We start from the raw sequence: 17,588 nt of genomic DNA, 5'->3' as shown, positions 1-17,588 counted from the left end.
AATAGAATAGGTGTTCTATAATCGCTCTGTGTCTGTTGAACCCCGCGACCCCGCCGGCGAGCCAAACCCGGCATCTCGCCGCACGCTACGCAAGCCACAATCCAGGAGCTTTTCCCAGGGTCGGCCGCTGAGCTGGGCGCAGCTCGAAAGCGTGCTCTCCGGCAGAGGGCCGGGGCTGCGGAACCTCCGCGCGGTCGGAGTAGGGGAAGGTCAGCAGCGCACCACGTCTCTCGACCTTGCGGAGGCGGGCGGCACTGGGGCCGAAGGGGAGTCACAAAAAGGAATAACCACCCCCTTCGCGGAGCTCCACGCCTGCAGCGCCTACAACTTCCTACGTGGCGCGAGCCAGCCCGAGCAGATGGTTACGGCGGCCCGTGAACTGGGGCTAAGCGCGCTTGCGTGCGTGGACCGCGACGGCTTCTACGGGGCGGCGCGCTTCGCTACGGCGGTGGCGGAGAGTAACGCGGACCTCGCCACGGTATTCGGCGCGGAGCTGAGCCTCGACGTGCCACTCACGGTGCTGTGCAAGGGGCGCGAAGGCTACACGCGGCTCAGCCGGGTTATTGCTGACGCCCGCATGGCCGACCCGGACAAAGATTCCGTCCGGTACCCCAGCCTGCCCCGGCTGTCGGAGGCGGCGGGCGGCCACTGGCTAGTGCTGCTGGATTGGCGCTGGGCGGACGCGCAGCTAGTGGACATCTTCGGTGCGGAGAACGTCGTAGTGGAGCTGCAACACACGATGAACCCCGCCGACGCCGACCGCAACGAACGCCTCCACGCCCTGGCGGTGCGCCACGGCCTACGCGAGATCGTCAGCAGTGCCCCGACGTGCGCCACCCCGAAACACTCCCGGCTGGCTGGGGCGAAGGCCGCACTGCACGAGCGGAAAGATATGGCCGCCGCGGAGCCGACCACCCACCCGGTCGGCGGCTCGTGGCTGCGCTCGGGCGAGGAGATGCTGCAGCTTGCGGGCGATTGCGAGTGGCTGGCGCGCGCCGTGGAGACCACCGTGCAGGTTGCCGAAGAATGTGCCTTCACGCTGGACCTTGTAGCGCCGAACCTGCCCCACTTCCCCGTACCGGAGGGGTACACGGAAATGACCTGGCTGCGCGCCATCACCGAACGCGGCGGGGCGCAGCGCTACGGCCAGCGGGGTTCCTCCGCCGCCGCCAACCAGGCCTGGGCCACCATCGACCGCGAGCTGGAAACCATCGAGCAGCTGGGGTTTCCAGGCTACTTCCTGATCGTCCATGACATCGTCTCCTTCTGCCACGAGAACAACATCTTCTGCCAGGGGCGAGGATCCGCCGCGAACTCCGCGGTGTGCTTTGCGTTGGGGATCACGACGGTGGACGCTGTGGCCTCCGGCCTGCTCTTCGAGCGCTTTCTCTCCCCGGAGCGTGACGGGCCGCCCGACATCGACCTCGACATTGAATCCGGGCGGCGCGAGGAGGCTATCCAGTACGTGTACTCCCGCTATGGCCGCGAGAACGCCGCGCAGGTGGCGAACGTGATCACCTACCGCCGCCGCGGCGCCACCCGCGATGCCGGGCGTGCCCTCGGCTACGCGCCGGGCCAGATCGATGCTTGGACCCGCCACCCGGAACAGACCCCCAACGCAGTGCAGCGTTTAGCCGAGCAGATGCTGGACCACCCCCGCCACCTGGGCATTCACTCCGGCGGCATGGTGATTTGCGACCGCCCGATCGCACAGGTCGTGCCGACGGAATGGGCGCGGATGGAAGGCCGTTCGGTGGTGCAGTGGGACAAGGACGATTGCGCGGCCGTGGGGCTGGTGAAGTTCGACCTGCTGGGGCTGGGCATGCTGGAGGCGCTACACCACGCGGTGGACCAGGTGCGCGTCCACCGGGGGCGGGAGGTGGAGCTGTGGCGGCTGGACCCCACGGAGCCGGAGGTCTACGCGATGCTCTCCCGCGCGGACGCGGTAGGAGTGTTCCAGGTGGAATCCCGCGCGCAGATGTCCACCCTGCCGCGCTTGAAACCGCGCACCTTCTACGACCTGGTGGTGGAGGTTGCGCTGATTCGCCCCGGACCCATCCAGGGCGGCTCCGTGCACCCCTATATTCGCCGCCGTAATGGCCTGGAGCCCGTGACCTTCGACCACCCGTGCCTGGAGCCGGCATTGACGAAGACTCTGGGCATCCCGCTGTTCCAGGAGCAGCTGATGCAGATGGCCGTGGATGCCGCGGGCTTTAGCGGCGCCGAGGCCGATACCCTGCGCCGGGCGATGGGATCCAAGCGCTCGCCGCAGAAGATGGAGCGGCTGAAAAAGCGCTTCTACCAGGGATTAGAGGCGAAAAACGGGATCCGCGGTGCGGTGGCCGATCGGTTGTGGGACAAGATCGTGGCCTTCGCCAGCTACGGCTTCCCGGAATCACACTCGCAATCTTTCGCCTCCCTGGTCTACTACTCCGCGTGGTTCAAGTACCACTATCCGGCGGAGTTCTGCGTGGCCCTGCTGCGCGCCCAGCCGATGGGGTTCTACTCGCCGCAGTCCCTGCTGGCCGACGCGCGCCGACACGGCGTGGAGGTTCTTCCCGTGGACGTGAACGCTTCGGACGTGCAGGTGGATGCGGTTGTTTCCTTAACGACGCCCCCACGTACCAACCGTCCCGCGGGAGTTCACGGGCTAGGCCGGGGGACCGGCGAGCCGGTGGGGCAGATCCGGCTGGGGCTCAGCGGGGCGGGCGGGGTGAAAGGGATCTCCGCCGAGGTGGCGGAGCGTATCGTGGAGGCGCGCGAACGGATCGGCCGCTTCACCAGCGTGGAAGACCTATCCCGCGAAGCTGGGCTGACCGTGGCTCATGTGGAGAAGCTGGCGCGGGCGGGGGCTTTGGGGAGTCTCGGGCTAACCCGCCGCCAAGCCGTGTGGGCCGCCGGGGTGGCGGCGACCGAGCGGCCGGGAATGCTGCCGGGGACGTCCGGCGTGCATGCGCCGGCGTTGCCTGGGATGAGTGCGTTTGAGATGGTGGCGTCCGAACTAGCGACAACGAGCGTGACGACGGCCGAGCATCCGGTGCAGCTCCTGCGCGAGTACCTGGACGAATGGCACCTGCGCCCTGCACCGCGCGGTGTGCACCCCGGTGATGCCGCCCCGCGCGGTGGTGCGGCGGTGGTGACGGCCGATAGCCTGCTGCGCGTCCCCGATGGCACGCGGGTGCGAGTCGCGGGCGTGGTGACTCACAGGCAGCGCCCCGCTACCGCAGGTGGGGTGGTGTTTTTCGGCTTAGAGGACGAGACCGGGCTGGCGAATATTGTGGTCTCGCAGGGGCTGTGGGCGCGGCAACGAGCGGTTGCGCTAAATGCAAAGATCCTGGTCGTGCGAGGGATTGTCCACAACGCGGAGGGGGCGGCCACCGTGACGGCGGATCTGCTGGAACAGGTGGAGACTCAGCTGCGGCCGGCCGGCGAGATCGCGGGAGCACACGCGGGCTCGCGAGATTTCCGCTAAGTCGGCGCTTCTCGCTGGGATGATGCTGAACACTGGGCCGGTAATTGACACAGGCGTAGCAGCCAAGAACAATCGTCCCCGTGACTCGTGAGCCTTTCGACCCGGATGACCCCCGCGCGCAACGTCGCGCGCGGGGAAACCTGGCTCGGAAGGAGCGCCTCCACCTAGCGGCGCCTCCACAGGTCAGCGATCAGGAAGCTGCGCGCTTCGGGGAGGAATCCTGGCGGGGGAGCCGGCGGCGTCATCAACAAAATCCCGAAAACCGCGCGAAGGGTGGCCGGCACCGCGCGGATCGCCGCAACAACCGCCGTGCCCCGGAGCGCCCCACTGGCAGCCGCCCCACGGAACAGCAATTCCGCCGCAGGCGCATCGCAGCAACCGTACTCGCGGTGTTTCTGCTGCTCTGCGCAGCCGGAATGGGCGTGGCCATTCAGAAAATCGCCCACGCCCCCCACGACGATCCGCAGGCGCACAACACAGTGAAGGAACCGGCGGATTTCGCCCCGACGGAAGCGGTGGCCATTCCGCCTGCAGGCCCCAACGTGCAGGTTTCCCCCGCGGTGGCGCGCATCCCGCAGCACTTCCACCCGATCCGCGAAGTGCCGAAGGCGGGACAGGACAAAACGCTCGAGCTCAAATCCGGCAAGCGCGACCGCCGGTACATCATTAACGTCCCGCGTGGCGCGCAGCGCTACGACAAGAAGCAACAGGAGGGCGCGAAGGACCAGAAACCCCTCCCGTTGATCTTCGCGTTCCACGGCTACCGCGAGCAGGCCACCCAGATGGCGCACTACACCGGCCTGGCGGGCAAAAATGCGATCGTGGTGTACCCACAGGGCATCGGCAACGCATGGGAGGGCGCCCCGTATGCGCAGGTGAAGGCTGGCGAGGACGTGCGCTTCGTCCGCGACATGCTGGACGCAGTGTCCTCCACCTACCAGGTGGATGCGAACCGGATCTACGCGACGGGCATGTCCAACGGCGGGGGCTTCGTAGGCAAGCTGGCCTGCGAGATGCCGGACGAATTCGCGGCCTTCGCGGCCGTATCCGCGGCCTACTACTCGGGCACATGGCGCGCCTGTGCGGAGAAGGGCGCGGACCCGAAGAAGCCAGAGAACGTCCGCTTCAAGCGCGGTGAAACCACCCCGTACCTGGACATTCACGGCCGAAAGGATCAGACGATCCACTACGGAGGCGGCGGACGATACGAGGACGAGTACCTGGGGGCCTTCGAGTTCTCGCAGCTATATGCGAGCCGCGCACATTGCGTGGGCGCGCCGATTGCCACCCGCGTGACGGATGCCGTGCAGCGCGTCCAGTGGCCTAACTGCGGCCAACACATGGAGGTCATGCATTTGGCCATCGGCGACGCCGGCCACACGTGGATGGGCGAGCACACGGGCGAGGCCGGTGCGGGAGCGGTGGATCGTTCGCGCGAGCGCCGCTCCAATGCGGTGACCGCGTCGGGCGAAGTCGCCGCGTTCTTTGAAGCACATCACCGGTGACGCCAACCGCTGCGGTCGCGTACACGCAATGGGGGCAGCTTAGTGCGACCTTTAAGTGGAGAGATCTACGTCGTCGTACGCGATAACCGGATCGGTCAGCCAGGCGACAGCGCGGTGGCGTTCGACAAGGGTGGAGTGATCCTGGGGCTGGAGGGTGCCAGGGCCGGTCTGGGAGGGACTATCGGACTGCAGCTCCACGGAAACCCAGCGCAAAGAGTAGATGTGCTCCGAAGCATCGCAGATTTCCGGAAGGCTGCGCAGCGGCAGTGCGGAGGCATCGCGCCCTTCGCGATCCACGCCACGCAGTGCAGTCCGCAGGGCGGGAAGATCTACGGGGGCGAACCCGAAGACGTCAATGTCGATCAGGCCGACAGCCCAGGCGAGGAATTCGGCGGCGGTGTAGGCCCAGGCCAGCTGATACGCATCGTCCTGCAGCTCCTGGCTATAGGACGGTGCCTCCTGCGCATCCTGTGCCTGCTGTGCCCCCTGCGCAGCCTCCGCCGCGTCGAGGAAGGACCGCTCAATCGGGGTGAGGTGGTCGAAGGCCCGCCGCGAGCCCGCGCGCAGTGCGTTGAAGTCCACGGGTTCGCCGTTTAGCACTGCCACGGCAACGGTCGCCACCACGGACAAGGTCACGGCCCGGTTGAAAACCTCCTCGGCGGGGCGCAGCAGCACCTCAGCTTCGCTGCGCACTGGCGGCAGTGTCGTCGCCACCTGGAAACCCTTCCGCCACAGGTCCCCGCGCACGCGGCGCATCCGCTCCACGGCACCAGGGTGCTGAGGCACCGAGTTTGCCTGTGCTCCACTGGACTGGGAACTGCCGATCTGTGCGGGGTCCAGTAGATCCGCGCCGCCTGCATTGCGCACAGTGCCGTCGGTCAGGAAGAAAACCGCGTTGGCCTCACGCGCCCAGTCGGCGAATTCGCCCAGGTGGGAGAAGTCAAAGTCGTCGTCGCGCTCGAACACATAGTGGCGCCGCACGCTGTGGATGTGCTGCATCACCGAGTGGATGTAGGAATTAAAGCTGCCGAAGCGCTCCTCACCCTGCGTGGCGACGTAACCCTCGAAGCCTGCCAGGTGCTCCAGCAGTTCACGGGTCTGCTGCTCCTCATCCTCGCTAGCGCCATTGGCCGTGGTCTTGAGGAACGGCCGGTCCGGCGAGTCGAAGCACAACTCGCGGGAAGCGATGGCGGGCTCGCCCGGTCCGCGGAAGGGCACGTCCGCACGGACGGTGGAGTAGGCGTTCACGTAAATGCTCATGTCTTCACAGCATAGAGTTTCTCCGCGCCACCCGCACCAGTCTGTACCTAAAGGAGAAACTGTTAGGTCAGCCGTTCGGGCTTCGCTAGAATACTGGATTCATGCGCCATACGACCGCCCCCTCGCTAGCCCCCAACGGCACTGCCATCGCCTACATCGTCCGCGATGGCGGGTATCCCTACGCCGTCCAGGCAGCACTCACCGAGGATGGCGTGGGTAAGGAACGCCCCGTGCAGCTGCCCATCGAAGGTCCCGTCACGCGCGTGCTGCACTCCCCGGACGCACAGTGGATCGCCTGCGAAGTGTCCCCTAAGGGCTCCGAAAAGCTAGAGACCTTCACGGTATCTACGGATCCTGAGGTCGAAGGGGCGTCACCGCTAAGAAACACCTTCGACGCTCGCACGCACCTGGTCGAATGGGACCGCGACAAGCTGGCGATGGATGCCGTGGCGGCCGACGGCATGACGGAAGCGCGCCTGGTCGACCCGAATACGTCGCGCTACCAGGTGATGGACCGGCGCCTCGACGCGCTGCTCGTCGCCTCGGAGGCCGGGTATAGCCTCATGCGCGTTGGCCCGCGCGGCAACCGCGAACTGTTGCTGGTCAATCCTCAAGGCCGCTGGATGCCGCTGCTGCCGCCGGAGCCGGGAGCCACCACGGAGGACGGGCGGATCCTGCCGATCACGGACAGCCGACTAGTGATCCTCGTAGTCACCGACCACGGTGCGGATCGTCGCCGACTCATGCGGCTGGTGGTGGACATCGAAGGCGAGCGCCCGGTGTGTATCGAGCGCGAGGAGCTGATCAGCAACCCCGAAGCTGACGTCGACGAGTTCGCCATCAGCGAGGACCTGTCGACCGCCGCGGTGCTGTGGAACCAGGCGGGCATTTCCAACCTGGAGCTGCTGAGCCTCGGCGATGAGCAGCGTGTGCAGGTCCGCCGCACCGTCGAGCTGCCGGGCATGGTCGCAGCGGGCCTGTCCATCACGGACGATGGGCAGCTGCTGGCGCTGACTGTCGAAGGGCCGAACCTGCCGCCGACGGTGGAGGTGCTGCGGCTGGAAGCCGGGCGTGTGGAGCCGCTGGATCCGGACCGCACCGACCGCCTGGACGAGCGCGCCCGGCAGGGTGACGTCCCGGAGCTCGTTTTTTACACGGCCCGCGACGGCCTGGAGCTTTCCGGTTGGCTGTATCTGCCGGAGAACCCCGCGCCGGGGCATCCGGTGTACGTACACCTGCACGGCGGCCCCGAGGGGCAGTCCCGGCCTGTCCACCACGATGTGCTGGCGGACATTGTCGCCGCTGGTTACACCGTGTTTACCCCCAATGTTCGCGGTAGTAAGGGCAACGGCCGCGCGTTCATCCACGCCGACGATCGTTACGGTCGCTTCGCCGCCATCGACGACGTTGCGGATACTGTTTCTTTTCTTTGTGACGCCGACTTGTGCACCGCAGGGCGGGTATTCCTGGGAGGCCGCAGTTACGGCGGGTTCCTAGCCGTGCTGGCGGCCGCCCGCTATCCGGACATGTTCCTAGGCGTGGTGGATGCCTGTGGCATGACGAGCTTCGAGACCTACTATGAGTCGACCGAGCCGTGGCTGGCGAGCGCGGCCTCCCCGAAGTACGGGTACCCGATGCACGATGCCGAGCTGTTGTGGGAGATTTCCCCGCTGCACAAGGCGGAGCTGATCACCACCCCGGTGCTGTTTATCCACGGGGCCAACGACTCGAACGTGCCGCTGCAGGAATCCCAACAGCTCTACGACGCGCTAGTGGAGCTGGGCCGCACCCCGCAGTTCCTGGAGGTTCCGGGGGAGGGCCACCAGTTCGTGAAGCCAAAGTCCCGGCAGCTGATCGGGGAGCGGATCCTGGAGTTCTTCGCGGCGCTGAGCTAGCTGGAAGCGGAAGTCGCTGCACTATTGGGAAGTGCTGCAGCACACCCAGGCAGCGAAGCTCGGGGAAGCGTCCTATCGTGGAATTGTTGGCCTCCAAACGGCGACCTACACAAACCACGCTATTTCGCGGAAAAGGAAGCCGCGAAGAAACTCTGTGAGGAGAGCGATTTTCCCATGGCACACCAGAAACGTCAGATCCCGAACCCCGTTGAGATTTTCGACCTGCTGAAGTTTAAAAAGCCCACCCTGGATTTCAAGGCTCGTCGTCTCCACGATGCGCAGACCATCTGGGATCTGCGGGCCATCGCTAAGCGCCGCACCCCGGCCGCTGCGTTTGATTACACCGATGGCGCCGCCGACGAAGAAATCTCGATGAACCGCGCTCGCCAGGCTTTCCGCGATGTGGAGTTCCACCCGTCGATCCTGAACGATGTATCCAATGTGGACACCACCGCAGAGATTTTCGGCGGCAAGTCCTCCCTGCCGTTCGGCATCGCTCCGACTGGCTTTACCCGCCTGATGCAGACCGAAGGCGAGCTCGCGGGCGCGAGCGCCGCAGGTTCCGCGGGCATCCCGTTCTGCCTGTCCACCCTGGGCACCACCAGCATTGAGGACGTGCAGAAGGCAAACCCGAACGGCCGCAACTGGTTCCAGCTGTACGTGATGAAGGAGCGCGAGATCTCCTACGGCCTGGTGGAGCGCGCGGCCAAGGCCGGCTTCGATACCCTGCTGTTCACCGTGGATACGCCCGTCGCCGGTAACCGTCTGCGCGATGCCCGCAACGGCTTTTCCATCCCCCCGGAGATCTCCCTGGGCACCGTGGTTAACGCCATCCCGCGCCCTTGGTGGTGGTGGGACTTCCTGACCACCCCGCCGCTGGAGTTCGCCTCCCTGACCAGCACCGACGGTACGGTCGGCGAGCTGCTGGACTCCGCGATGGATCCCTCCATCAAGTTCGAGGATCTAAAGACCATCCGCGAGATGTGGCCAGGCAAGCTGGTCGTCAAGGGCGTGCAGAATCTGCCGGATTCCAAGAAGCTGGCCGACCTGGGCGTCGATGGCATCATCCTGTCCAACCACGGCGGTCGCCAGCTGGACCGCGCACCGGTGCCCTTCCAGCTGCTGCCAGAGGTCGCCCGTGAGGTCGGTAACGACGTGGACGTGGCCATGGATACCGGCATCATGAATGGCGCGGACATCGTCGCTGCGATCGCCAAGGGCGCGAAGTTCACCCTGATCGGTCGCGCATACCTCTATGGCCTGATGGCCGGTGGCGAGGCCGGCGTGAACCGCGCCATCGAGATCCTGGCCAGCGAGGTTCGCCGCACCATGCGCCTGCTGCAGGTTTCCTCCCTGGATGAGCTGACCCCAGAGCACGTCACCCAGCTCAATACCCTGAACCTAAACCAGGTGAACGGCGTGCCCGAGGACGAGCAGAACCTGTTCAGCTAGGCATGTTCAACTAGTCAGTGAACTTCATGCCCGCGTCGCCGAGGCGGCGCACGTAGGGCATCCCCAGGCCGGTGGCCGGAGTGAGCACTCCGCCGCCGGTTTTTCCTTGGTAGGCGGAGCCTGTCGGCAGTTCGGCGTCACAAAGAACAAGAGTGAGCGCAGCCTCGCTAAGCATCAGGGACGTGCCCTTGTACCCCGGGTCGGCGTCCAGGCTGATGGTTTGGGTGTAGGTGGCTCCGCTGGTGCCCACGCCGAAATGCGTGGTGTGGAAGAAACCGGCATCGCGTTCGGCCTCAGACGGCCCCTCGCCGGGCTTCGGCACCCAACGGGAGAGGAACGTGCGCAGCTTGTCCTGGTTCAGCGCCGCCACCGCCGTGCCGAGCACCGCGCCCATGGTGAAGGCGCGCATGCGACCCTTCAGCCCCTTGCCGGTGTATTGGTATTCGCTGTAGCGCAGCTTATCGCCGTATTCGTAGCCGAGCAGCGCGTTCGAGCGGCGCACCACGCGCGTGTTGGAGCCCGCCATGATGAACGGCCCGGCCCAGACGTCCTCTCCGTCGCTAGCGCTAGCACCCCCGATGTCACTTTCCCGCACTACACCGAAGTCCGGCTGCTTGCCCAGCTCCGGCTCGTTGGCGCGGTCGGGGGAGAGGGTGTACGGGTCGGCTAGCAGCCGCTTCTTCTCCTGGCTGCCCTTGGCGGCGGCGAATTGTTCGCGCATCGAGTCGATCGTGCCGCCGGAGAGCCCGCCCTTCATCTTCACGATCATGGTGGCGGACTTGAGGCTGTCTTTATTTTCGGACGCCCTCTGCCCCAGCAGCAGCATTCCCAGGTCACTCGGAACGGAATCGAAGCCGCAGGCGTGGACGATGCGCGCTCCGCTGGCGGTGGCGCGGTCGTGGTAGGAATCGGCGGATTCGCGCATGAAGAGCGCCTCTCCGGCGAGGTCGACGTAGTGCGTTCCGTGGGTGGAACATTCGCGGACCAGGGGGAAGCCGTGGCGGTAGTAGGGGCCGACGGTGGAGATGACCACGCGGGTATCGCGGACCAGCTTCTCCAGGGAGCGATTATCGCTGGAATCGGCGATGACCAGCGGGAATTCCTTGGCCCGCGGGTGCTTTGCAGCTAGCTGCTCGCGCAGGGCCTCCAGCTTGGTTTGGTTCCGGCCAGCCAGGGCGATGCGTACGTCGGCGGGAGCGTTGGCGGCCAGGTAGCCGGCGGTCAGCGCGCCGACGAAACCGGTGGCGCCCATCAGGGTGATGTCGAAGCTGCGGGAGGGGGAGTTGCTCATGGCTACATTTGTACCGGTTAGATTGGGTGAATGACGTCTGAAAACCAGTTTGCGGGTGTGAATCCACCACTGCACGTAGTGTTTGACCGCCCGGAGATCCCCCCGAACACGGGCAACGCGATCCGCATGTGTGCAGGTACAGGGGCTTCACTGCACCTCGCCGGACCACTGGCCTTCAAGTTCGACGACAAGCATGTGCGCCGGGCGGGGCTGGATTATCACGAGCTGGCGGACGTGCATGTCCACGAGGGGATTGATGAGGCGCTGGCTCACGTGACTGATCGGGCTCGCGGCTCGGGGCGGGTATTCGCCTTTACCGCGCAGACGGGCACGTGGTTCACGGAGGTGGACTACCGGCCGGGTGACGCGCTGCTCTTTGGCCCGGAGCCGACTGGCCTGGCCGACGAGGTGTTGGCCGATCCACGGGTGACGGCGAAGGTGCGCATCCCGATGCTGCCGGGGCGGCGGTCCATGAACCTTTCGAACGCGGCGGCGGTGGCGGCCTACGAGGCGTGGCGCCAGTTGGGCTTCGCCGGCGGGGTATAGAGGGGGGGTGGAAGGGTGCCAGTGCTGTCCGGTGAACTCGGGTGAAGGTTCGAATAAGAGTAGCCTAAATCACCTTTCTATAAATTGAGTAGTACCTGTGAGGCTTATATTCTTGTTAACATTGGGTGCGAGCTTGAAGGCTTAACCTTCATCTCGCCAAGAAGGAGTGGGTATCCGTTTTTAGGTCAACCTTAACAGGTGGGTCGAAGAACGGATCTAAGGCTGGAAAAGGATAATGGCTCGCGTATTAACCGGTGAAAACCTTAAGTTGGCCGAAGATCGCCAAGGGGCGGCGCTTAGTCGGGCATGTATTTGTCTTCTAACCGTTGCTGCCCTTCTGGGTGCACTCGTGACCATCGTGGGAGCCATTGGAGGAATTAATGTTCCTTCGGCGCAGGCGCAGACTCCAACGGGAAACTGTAAAGAAGAGAAACTGCTGGATACGCAGCTCTACTCACCTCTTTCGGATGCGAGGAATGACGAAGATTTAAAGCAAGTTGCAGATCCTACAAAGAGCAACGCCAAGAGGTTCCGCATTAACATCAAGAGTGGTACGCGGGGGATGAATCTGCCGCTGACCCGGGTAGAAATTAGCACTACAAGGTCCTTTAATGTGGATCTAGGCGGGTTTTTTGTCACTAAGAAGGAGACCAGCAACGGGGTTGAATACAACTCGTCTACCACGCCACCACCCGGAGGCGGTCGGATCGGCACGAACGGTAAGGCTGTGCAAACCACCGGTATTACGGTGCAAAGTCGTAATAGCGCAGGGAAGGTAAATTCCGTCTCTTTTGACCTTGAAGGTACAGGGACGGGATTCAATACTTGGCCAGGAAATACCCTACAGGTGTTGACGAATGCGCCGTCGACACAAGGTAACGATTACTCGGTCAAGGTTTATGGCATGGTCTCGGTGCCGTGTAAGTGTGAGGAGGCGACAACCCGTAAAGGTCCCCGAAAGCTCACCCAAGACGAACTCAATAAGGGCACGGCTGTTTACGTGTCGGCCACGCCGAATGGTGGTCAGGCGGGAAACACGAGCACACAGCTCAACCTGCAGATCGAGGGTAGCAGTACTTTTACCCCCATCGGCAAGCCCTCCAACTGGGTGTACAACGCGCTGTCCTACAACACGAAGGATCACTGGATCTACGCCATAAGCCAGGCGAACCACAATTCGAGCCTCCAGGAATGCCACCCCGCGGGCCATCTTCTGCAGATCAATCCGGTCACGGGTGAGGTGTACGACCTCGGGCTGGTCAAGAATGCTCAAGGGGCGACCCTTTTCCAAAAGGCGACCAGCGGAAACCCAAACGACCTGGATCAAATCAACACCGGCACCTTTGACCTACGTGGATCGAACGAAGTGATGTGGGTGGGCAACACCGCAACATCCGGTACCCGACAGCTGTATAAGATTCCCTTGCCAGCGGTAGGTGCGAAGGATCCACGTGGCGAGATTGCCCGTAATCAATACAACCCGCCTTTCCAAGCTGGAGCTGAGGATCATGTTGTCCTCCCCAGTGCCCCACAGTACCTCTGGGGTCTGGTGAGTCCCGCCCGCATGCAGCAAGACGGGGCGAACCCAAAGACACACGTCATGTTTGAGCGCATCAACATGGATACAGGAGAACGGAAGACGTGGACTATCCCCGCGGATCAGCTTCAAGACCCGTCTGGTAATACAGCGATCTCGGAGAAGGTCTGGGGTAAGGCCTGGTTGTACGGCAACGGCAACCTCGGCTTTGGTACTGGAGGAAGTACTGCCGATCAGGTGGGCATGCAGATTAGGGTTTTCGACCCAACCGGAGAGCATCCGAGCTTTCAGCTGGTCTCTCGGCTGTCGAAACTTCCTGCTTCCTACAACACCGATGCAACGAGTAACCCCGGAGTGCAGATCCCCTCGGATCTTAAGGCAAAGAAAACTACTTTGGAGCCAGGAGACCCCCGACTGGAACAGGTCTATGCTGCCGGCTTGCCCAGGAACAAGAAGTATTGGGCGCTGGAGGTTGAGAACATCGGAAAAGGTGCTTCGTCAGGTTTCACCTTGTACGACATTCTGCCGGCAACCTACGAAGGCCTTGTGGAATACGACCAGGTTATCTACGAAGGGTACGACGGTGGGAATGTCCACACTCAAGCTGCCACGACTAACCCCCAAACCGGCGAGATAACAAAAACCTACTTCTTTGGTCCCATGCCTGCCGGCGGTAAGGCGACCGTCATCATTGGCGCGACATTGAAGTCCGGTGCGGAATGTCGTCCGAATACGGCGTCTGTGATTAACCACGACAAAGACGAAGACCCGACGAACGACACTGCCTACGATTCCTGTCCAGGTGCATTGAGCAAGACTGCCATCGACACCAACGGTGACGGAAAGGTCGGCTTCGACGACATCTCTTCCGACACAGATGGCCAGGGCAACGTTACATACACTGCTGCCTATGACGTGACGGTCAAGAGCTTTGATGACCTTAACGAATACGTCTACCCGGTGCCCACCGATACCCCGAAGCTGCCCAAGGGAGCGAAGCTCACCGGTGCGGAGGTGTACTTCACTGACGAATACACGTCCAAGGACAAACAACCAGGAGACACACCTTCGTGTGTGGTAAAACCCGACGTGCTGCAAACGGGAATTTTCCGGCTAGACAACTGCGACCGAGAAGGTTCCGGAGATTCCCCAGAGATGCGGGAAAAGCGCACCATCGATGCAGTTGGACGGCAGGATCCCAAGCATGGCGACGGCATTCATCGGTACCGAGTCAAACTGAAGTTCACCCTTGATAAGGCAGAATACGATAAAGCTCGAACTGAATCGGCCGGAGGCGGGGAAGGTGGCGTCACACCCGGTGACGGTGACGACGCACCAGAATGCAGTGCAGAGCGCGGCGGCTTCGCCAATAGCGTGAAGATGGGCGACCTCGAAGACGAGGGTTGCTATCCCGGACCCGATAAGACCCGTTTCTATCTATGGAAGGTCGATTCGGACTCCGCAGGAAACATCACGACTATCCCCGCGCGCGACGGCGACAAATACGGGGCGCAGTTCGCGATCTACGACCAAGACCCCACGGGACCGGCGGCGAACAAAATTGCGGACCTCAAGGTCACAGAGGATGGAAAGTACCTCTGGACTGAACTGGACTACGGAACCTACTTCTTGTTGGAGACGAAGTCGCCGGACGGCTATCAGCTCTTGCCTACCCCGGTGAAAATCAGCATCAAACGAGATGCCAGTGGCAAGACGATCGTGGAGTCGGCCCAGCGGAGCGCGCTGTTTGCTGCGTCTAAGCCGAGTGACCTGCCACAGGACTATCCAGACGGTGCATGGCTGCAGGTGGCCAATGTGCACCAGGGCGTGATGCCAAAGACCGGTGGCGACGGTGTGATACTCCCCATTCTCGCGGGGCTTCTCATCGCAGCCACAGGAGCCATGGGCATACGCCGACGACTGAACTAACCCTGACGTGCACAACTTCTAAAGAGGAGAACAATGTTTCAACACAGTACCCCAGGCCGGTGCCGAGATGGACCCGGGTGGGCACGATGACCTGAAGCCAAGAAGCCACATTGCTCACACAAGGATCCGTTACGAAGGCGCGCAGTGTTCACCGCAAGTAGCTCGCCACGAGTATTGCCAACCATGTGCCCTCGACCACTCGGATCAACTTCCACTACTCATTCACTTGTAAGAAAGAAGGACGTTCATGTCTAACGCAACTGTCGGCAAGCGCGTAGGTGCGCTGTCCGCTGCATTCGCTATCGCACTGGCTGCCGGCACCGTCGGCGCCGAAGTAGTCTACGAAGCCCCGACCGCACAGGCGCAGGCCGTCAGCACCATCGACAACAACCAGCCACTTTCCCTTACCCTGCACAAGCGCATCGGCGCTGAGGGCGAGCAGGGCAACGGAACCGAGATTGACAATCCCTCTGGTGAACCGGCCAAGGATGTCAAGTACAAGATTGAGCTGGTTCAGCCACTGAACAACAGTGGCGACTGGGCAAAGGCACGCGAGATTACTGATCCTTCCAAGGCAAAGGCCTGGACAGGCGACGGTGCGTACGTCAAGGAAGGCACCACCGGCGAAGATGGCACCCTGAAGTTCGATGGATTGCCAAAGGGCCTCTACAAGGTCACCGAAACCGAAGTCCCGGCTGATTCGGGTCTGGTGCCCGGCGCACCGTTCCTGGTGTATGTGCCGATGACCAACTCGGAGGGCACGGGCTGGATCTATGACGTACACGCGTACCCGAAGAACTCCAAGGTGACAATCACCAAGGAAGTTGAGGACCAGAACGCACAGGCAGGCCAGAACTACAAGTACACGATCACCACGGGTGTTCCGGCTGTTGCTAAGAATTCCACGCTGAGCAAGTACATCGTCAAGGATGAGCTTGATCAGAACCTGGACGCTGAAAACGCCACTGTCGAGGTGAAGTACGGAGCGGCCGCTGACAGCGCTCAAGCATTGGTGGCAGACACCGACTACCAGTTGGTAAAGGAAGGCCAGGAGATCAGGGTCGAATTCACCGAAGCTGGCCGCGACAAGCTGAAGTCCACCGACGTCGTGTTCACCACCATCACGACCAAGACCAAGGGCTTCATCCAGCACGTTCCCAACGACGCAACGCTGATCACCAATAACGGCTCTTCCGACCACGACACAGAGAAGACGTCGGATAAGGTTCACACCTACTGGGGCAAGGTCGTCATTAACAAGATCGACGGCAACGATGAGAACAAGCAGCTGGAGGGTGCAGAGTTCCAGTTGGTGCAGTGTGTCGACGACAGTAACGGGGCCTGGAAGCAGAAGGAGGACACCGAGCCTCTGAATGTCCAGGGTAAGGATACGTGGACCACCAACGACCAGGGCACTGTCACCATCGAGGGCGTGCACGTTACCGATTTCGCCAACAACCAGGCGGACTCGGAGACCAACTACTGCTTGCAGGAGACCAAGGCACCTGAAGGCTACGTGGCCAACGATGCGCTTGAACACTTCGAGCTGAACAAGGGCGACGTGGACAAAAACGGTGCACCGACCGCCGAAATCAAGTACACCGCCAACATCAAGAACTACACCGACGAAAACCACCTGCCGAACACCGGTGGCGCAGGCTTCTGGGCCATCGTTCTGGCTGGTTTGGCAATTATCGGTGGCGGTTTCTACGCAGCTCGCCGAAGCACCCAGCAGTAGGGGCTAGGCAGTTCGAACGGGAAAGCAACGGACATGACAAGCACAATTGGTAAGCATCGAAAGAGCGCACCGCGATCACTCTTTCGTCGCACCTTCCTCCCCATCCTCTTAGTGGTGGTGGGGCTGCTTGTCATGCTTTATCCCGTTTACGCCACGCAGTGGAACAACCACCAGCAACAAAAAATCGCGGAACAATACGAACAAGACTTGAAGGAAACGGATCCTCAGGCCCTTAGTCGAGCGGTAGAGGAAGCCCGCAGGTACAACACGACGCACAAGGACGGACCGATCTTAGATCCGTGGCTGGCTCGCGTCAGCGAGGATAACCCCGCGTACGAAGACTATCTTTCCCAGCTCTCTGGCCAGAGTGCCATGAGCCAAGTGGTTATCCCGTCCATCGAATCGCGCCTCCCCGTCTATCACGGGACGTCCGACGAGGTTCTGCAAAAAGGTCTTGGGCACCTATATGGATCCTCCTTACCTGTAGGTGGGAAGGGAACTCACGCGGTTATTACAGGCCATACAGGCCTGTCCAACGCCACGCTGTGGGATGACCTCGTGGATGTGCGGAAGGGCGATGCGGTTTACGTATCCACCTTCGGCGAGAAGATGAAGTACGAGGTGTACGACACAGAGGTTGTCTTGCCGGGCGAGGTCGACAGCCTCAAAACCCGACCGGACGAGGACCTACTGACCCTCATCACTTGCACCCCCTACGGTGTGAATACCCACCGGCTCCTGGTGCATGCACACCGCGTTCCAATGGATGAGGACGAAGGCAACGTGTTCGATGATCGCGGCAAGCTGATGCAGTGGTGGATGTGGCTACTGCTCGCCGCCGCAGTGTTGATCATCGCACTGATTACTTGGTGGTTCCTTCGCGAGCGGAAGAAGCAGAAAGCCAGACAATCCGAACAGGTAGTAGTAGGCGAAGAAGAAATGGAAGAGGAATAAGCCGTGAAC

10 protein-coding genes are annotated in these 17,588 nt (G+C 62.5%); 8 read left to right on the top strand and 2 right to left on the bottom strand.

Annotated elements, in window-relative coordinates; translation table 11 throughout:
• Positions 1–127: 127 nt before the first annotated feature.
• Both JQ46_RS01545 and JQ46_RS01540 read left to right on the top strand, forming a co-directional pair.
• The gene (locus JQ46_RS01545) at positions 128–3,472 is read left to right on the top strand and encodes an error-prone DNA polymerase (protein WP_080719474.1); all 3,345 of its coding nucleotides are present in this window, start codon (positions 128–130) and stop codon (positions 3,470–3,472) included.
• Positions 3,473–3,552: 80 nt separating this feature from the next.
• Positions 3,553–4,977 carry an alpha/beta hydrolase family esterase gene (locus JQ46_RS01540; protein WP_237744666.1) on the top strand — a complete coding sequence of 475 codons (1,425 nt, stop codon included), beginning with the start codon at positions 3,553–3,555 and terminating at the stop codon, positions 4,975–4,977.
• 51 nt (positions 4,978–5,028) lie between these two features.
• Here JQ46_RS01540 and JQ46_RS01535 read toward each other — a convergent pair whose 3' ends face one another.
• Positions 5,029–6,237, bottom strand: a complete 1,209-nt coding sequence (locus JQ46_RS01535) for a DUF4272 domain-containing protein (protein WP_034984919.1) — start codon at positions 6,235–6,237, stop codon at positions 5,029–5,031.
• Between the two features lie 101 nt (positions 6,238–6,338).
• On the opposite strand from JQ46_RS01535, the gene JQ46_RS01530 reads away from it, so the two are divergent.
• Positions 6,339–8,132 carry a S9 family peptidase gene (locus JQ46_RS01530; RefSeq protein ID WP_034984915.1) on the top strand — a complete coding sequence of 598 codons (1,794 nt, stop codon included), beginning with the start codon at positions 6,339–6,341 and terminating at the stop codon, positions 8,130–8,132.
• Between the two features lie 174 nt (positions 8,133–8,306).
• Positions 8,307–9,584 (top strand): alpha-hydroxy acid oxidase, encoded by a 1,278-nt coding sequence (locus JQ46_RS01525; RefSeq protein WP_011274073.1) that lies wholly within the window; start codon positions 8,307–8,309, stop codon positions 9,582–9,584.
• A 10-nt stretch (positions 9,585–9,594) separates the two neighbouring features.
• Here JQ46_RS01525 and JQ46_RS01520 read toward each other — a convergent pair whose 3' ends face one another.
• A complete protein-coding gene (locus JQ46_RS01520) occupies positions 9,595–10,875 on the bottom strand; it encodes a saccharopine dehydrogenase family protein (protein ID WP_034984911.1) in 1,281 nt (426 codons plus the stop codon).
• Positions 10,876–10,905: 30 nt separating this feature from the next.
• Here JQ46_RS01520 and JQ46_RS01515 point away from each other — a divergent pair, with 30 nt between their 5' ends.
• The 4 genes from JQ46_RS01515 to JQ46_RS01500 all read left to right on the top strand — a co-directional run bounded on the left by JQ46_RS01515 (position 10,906) and on the right by JQ46_RS01500 (position 17,579).
• On the top strand, positions 10,906–11,421 hold the full coding sequence (locus JQ46_RS01515) for a tRNA (cytidine(34)-2'-O)-methyltransferase (RefSeq protein ID WP_034984907.1): 516 nt from the start codon (positions 10,906–10,908) through the stop codon (positions 11,419–11,421).
• Between the two features lie 235 nt (positions 11,422–11,656).
• Positions 11,657–14,887, top strand: coding sequence for a prealbumin-like fold domain-containing protein (locus JQ46_RS01510; protein WP_034984904.1), 3,231 nt, complete (start codon positions 11,657–11,659; stop codon positions 14,885–14,887).
• A gap of 247 nt (positions 14,888–15,134) precedes the next feature.
• Positions 15,135–16,625, top strand: coding sequence for a SpaH/EbpB family LPXTG-anchored major pilin (locus JQ46_RS01505; protein WP_034984901.1), 1,491 nt, complete (start codon positions 15,135–15,137; stop codon positions 16,623–16,625).
• A gap of 33 nt (positions 16,626–16,658) precedes the next feature.
• Positions 16,659–17,579, top strand: a complete 921-nt coding sequence (locus JQ46_RS01500; protein WP_034984898.1) for a class C sortase — start codon at positions 16,659–16,661, stop codon at positions 17,577–17,579.
• Positions 17,580–17,588: the final 9 nt, after the last annotated feature.

The sequence above is a fragment of the Corynebacterium jeikeium genome (assembly GCF_000738175.1).
Classification (GTDB): domain Bacteria; phylum Actinomycetota; class Actinomycetes; order Mycobacteriales; family Mycobacteriaceae; genus Corynebacterium; species Corynebacterium jeikeium_C.
Note: the sequence above shows the minus strand (reverse complement) of the source record. Positions and strands in the feature narration are given on the sequence as shown.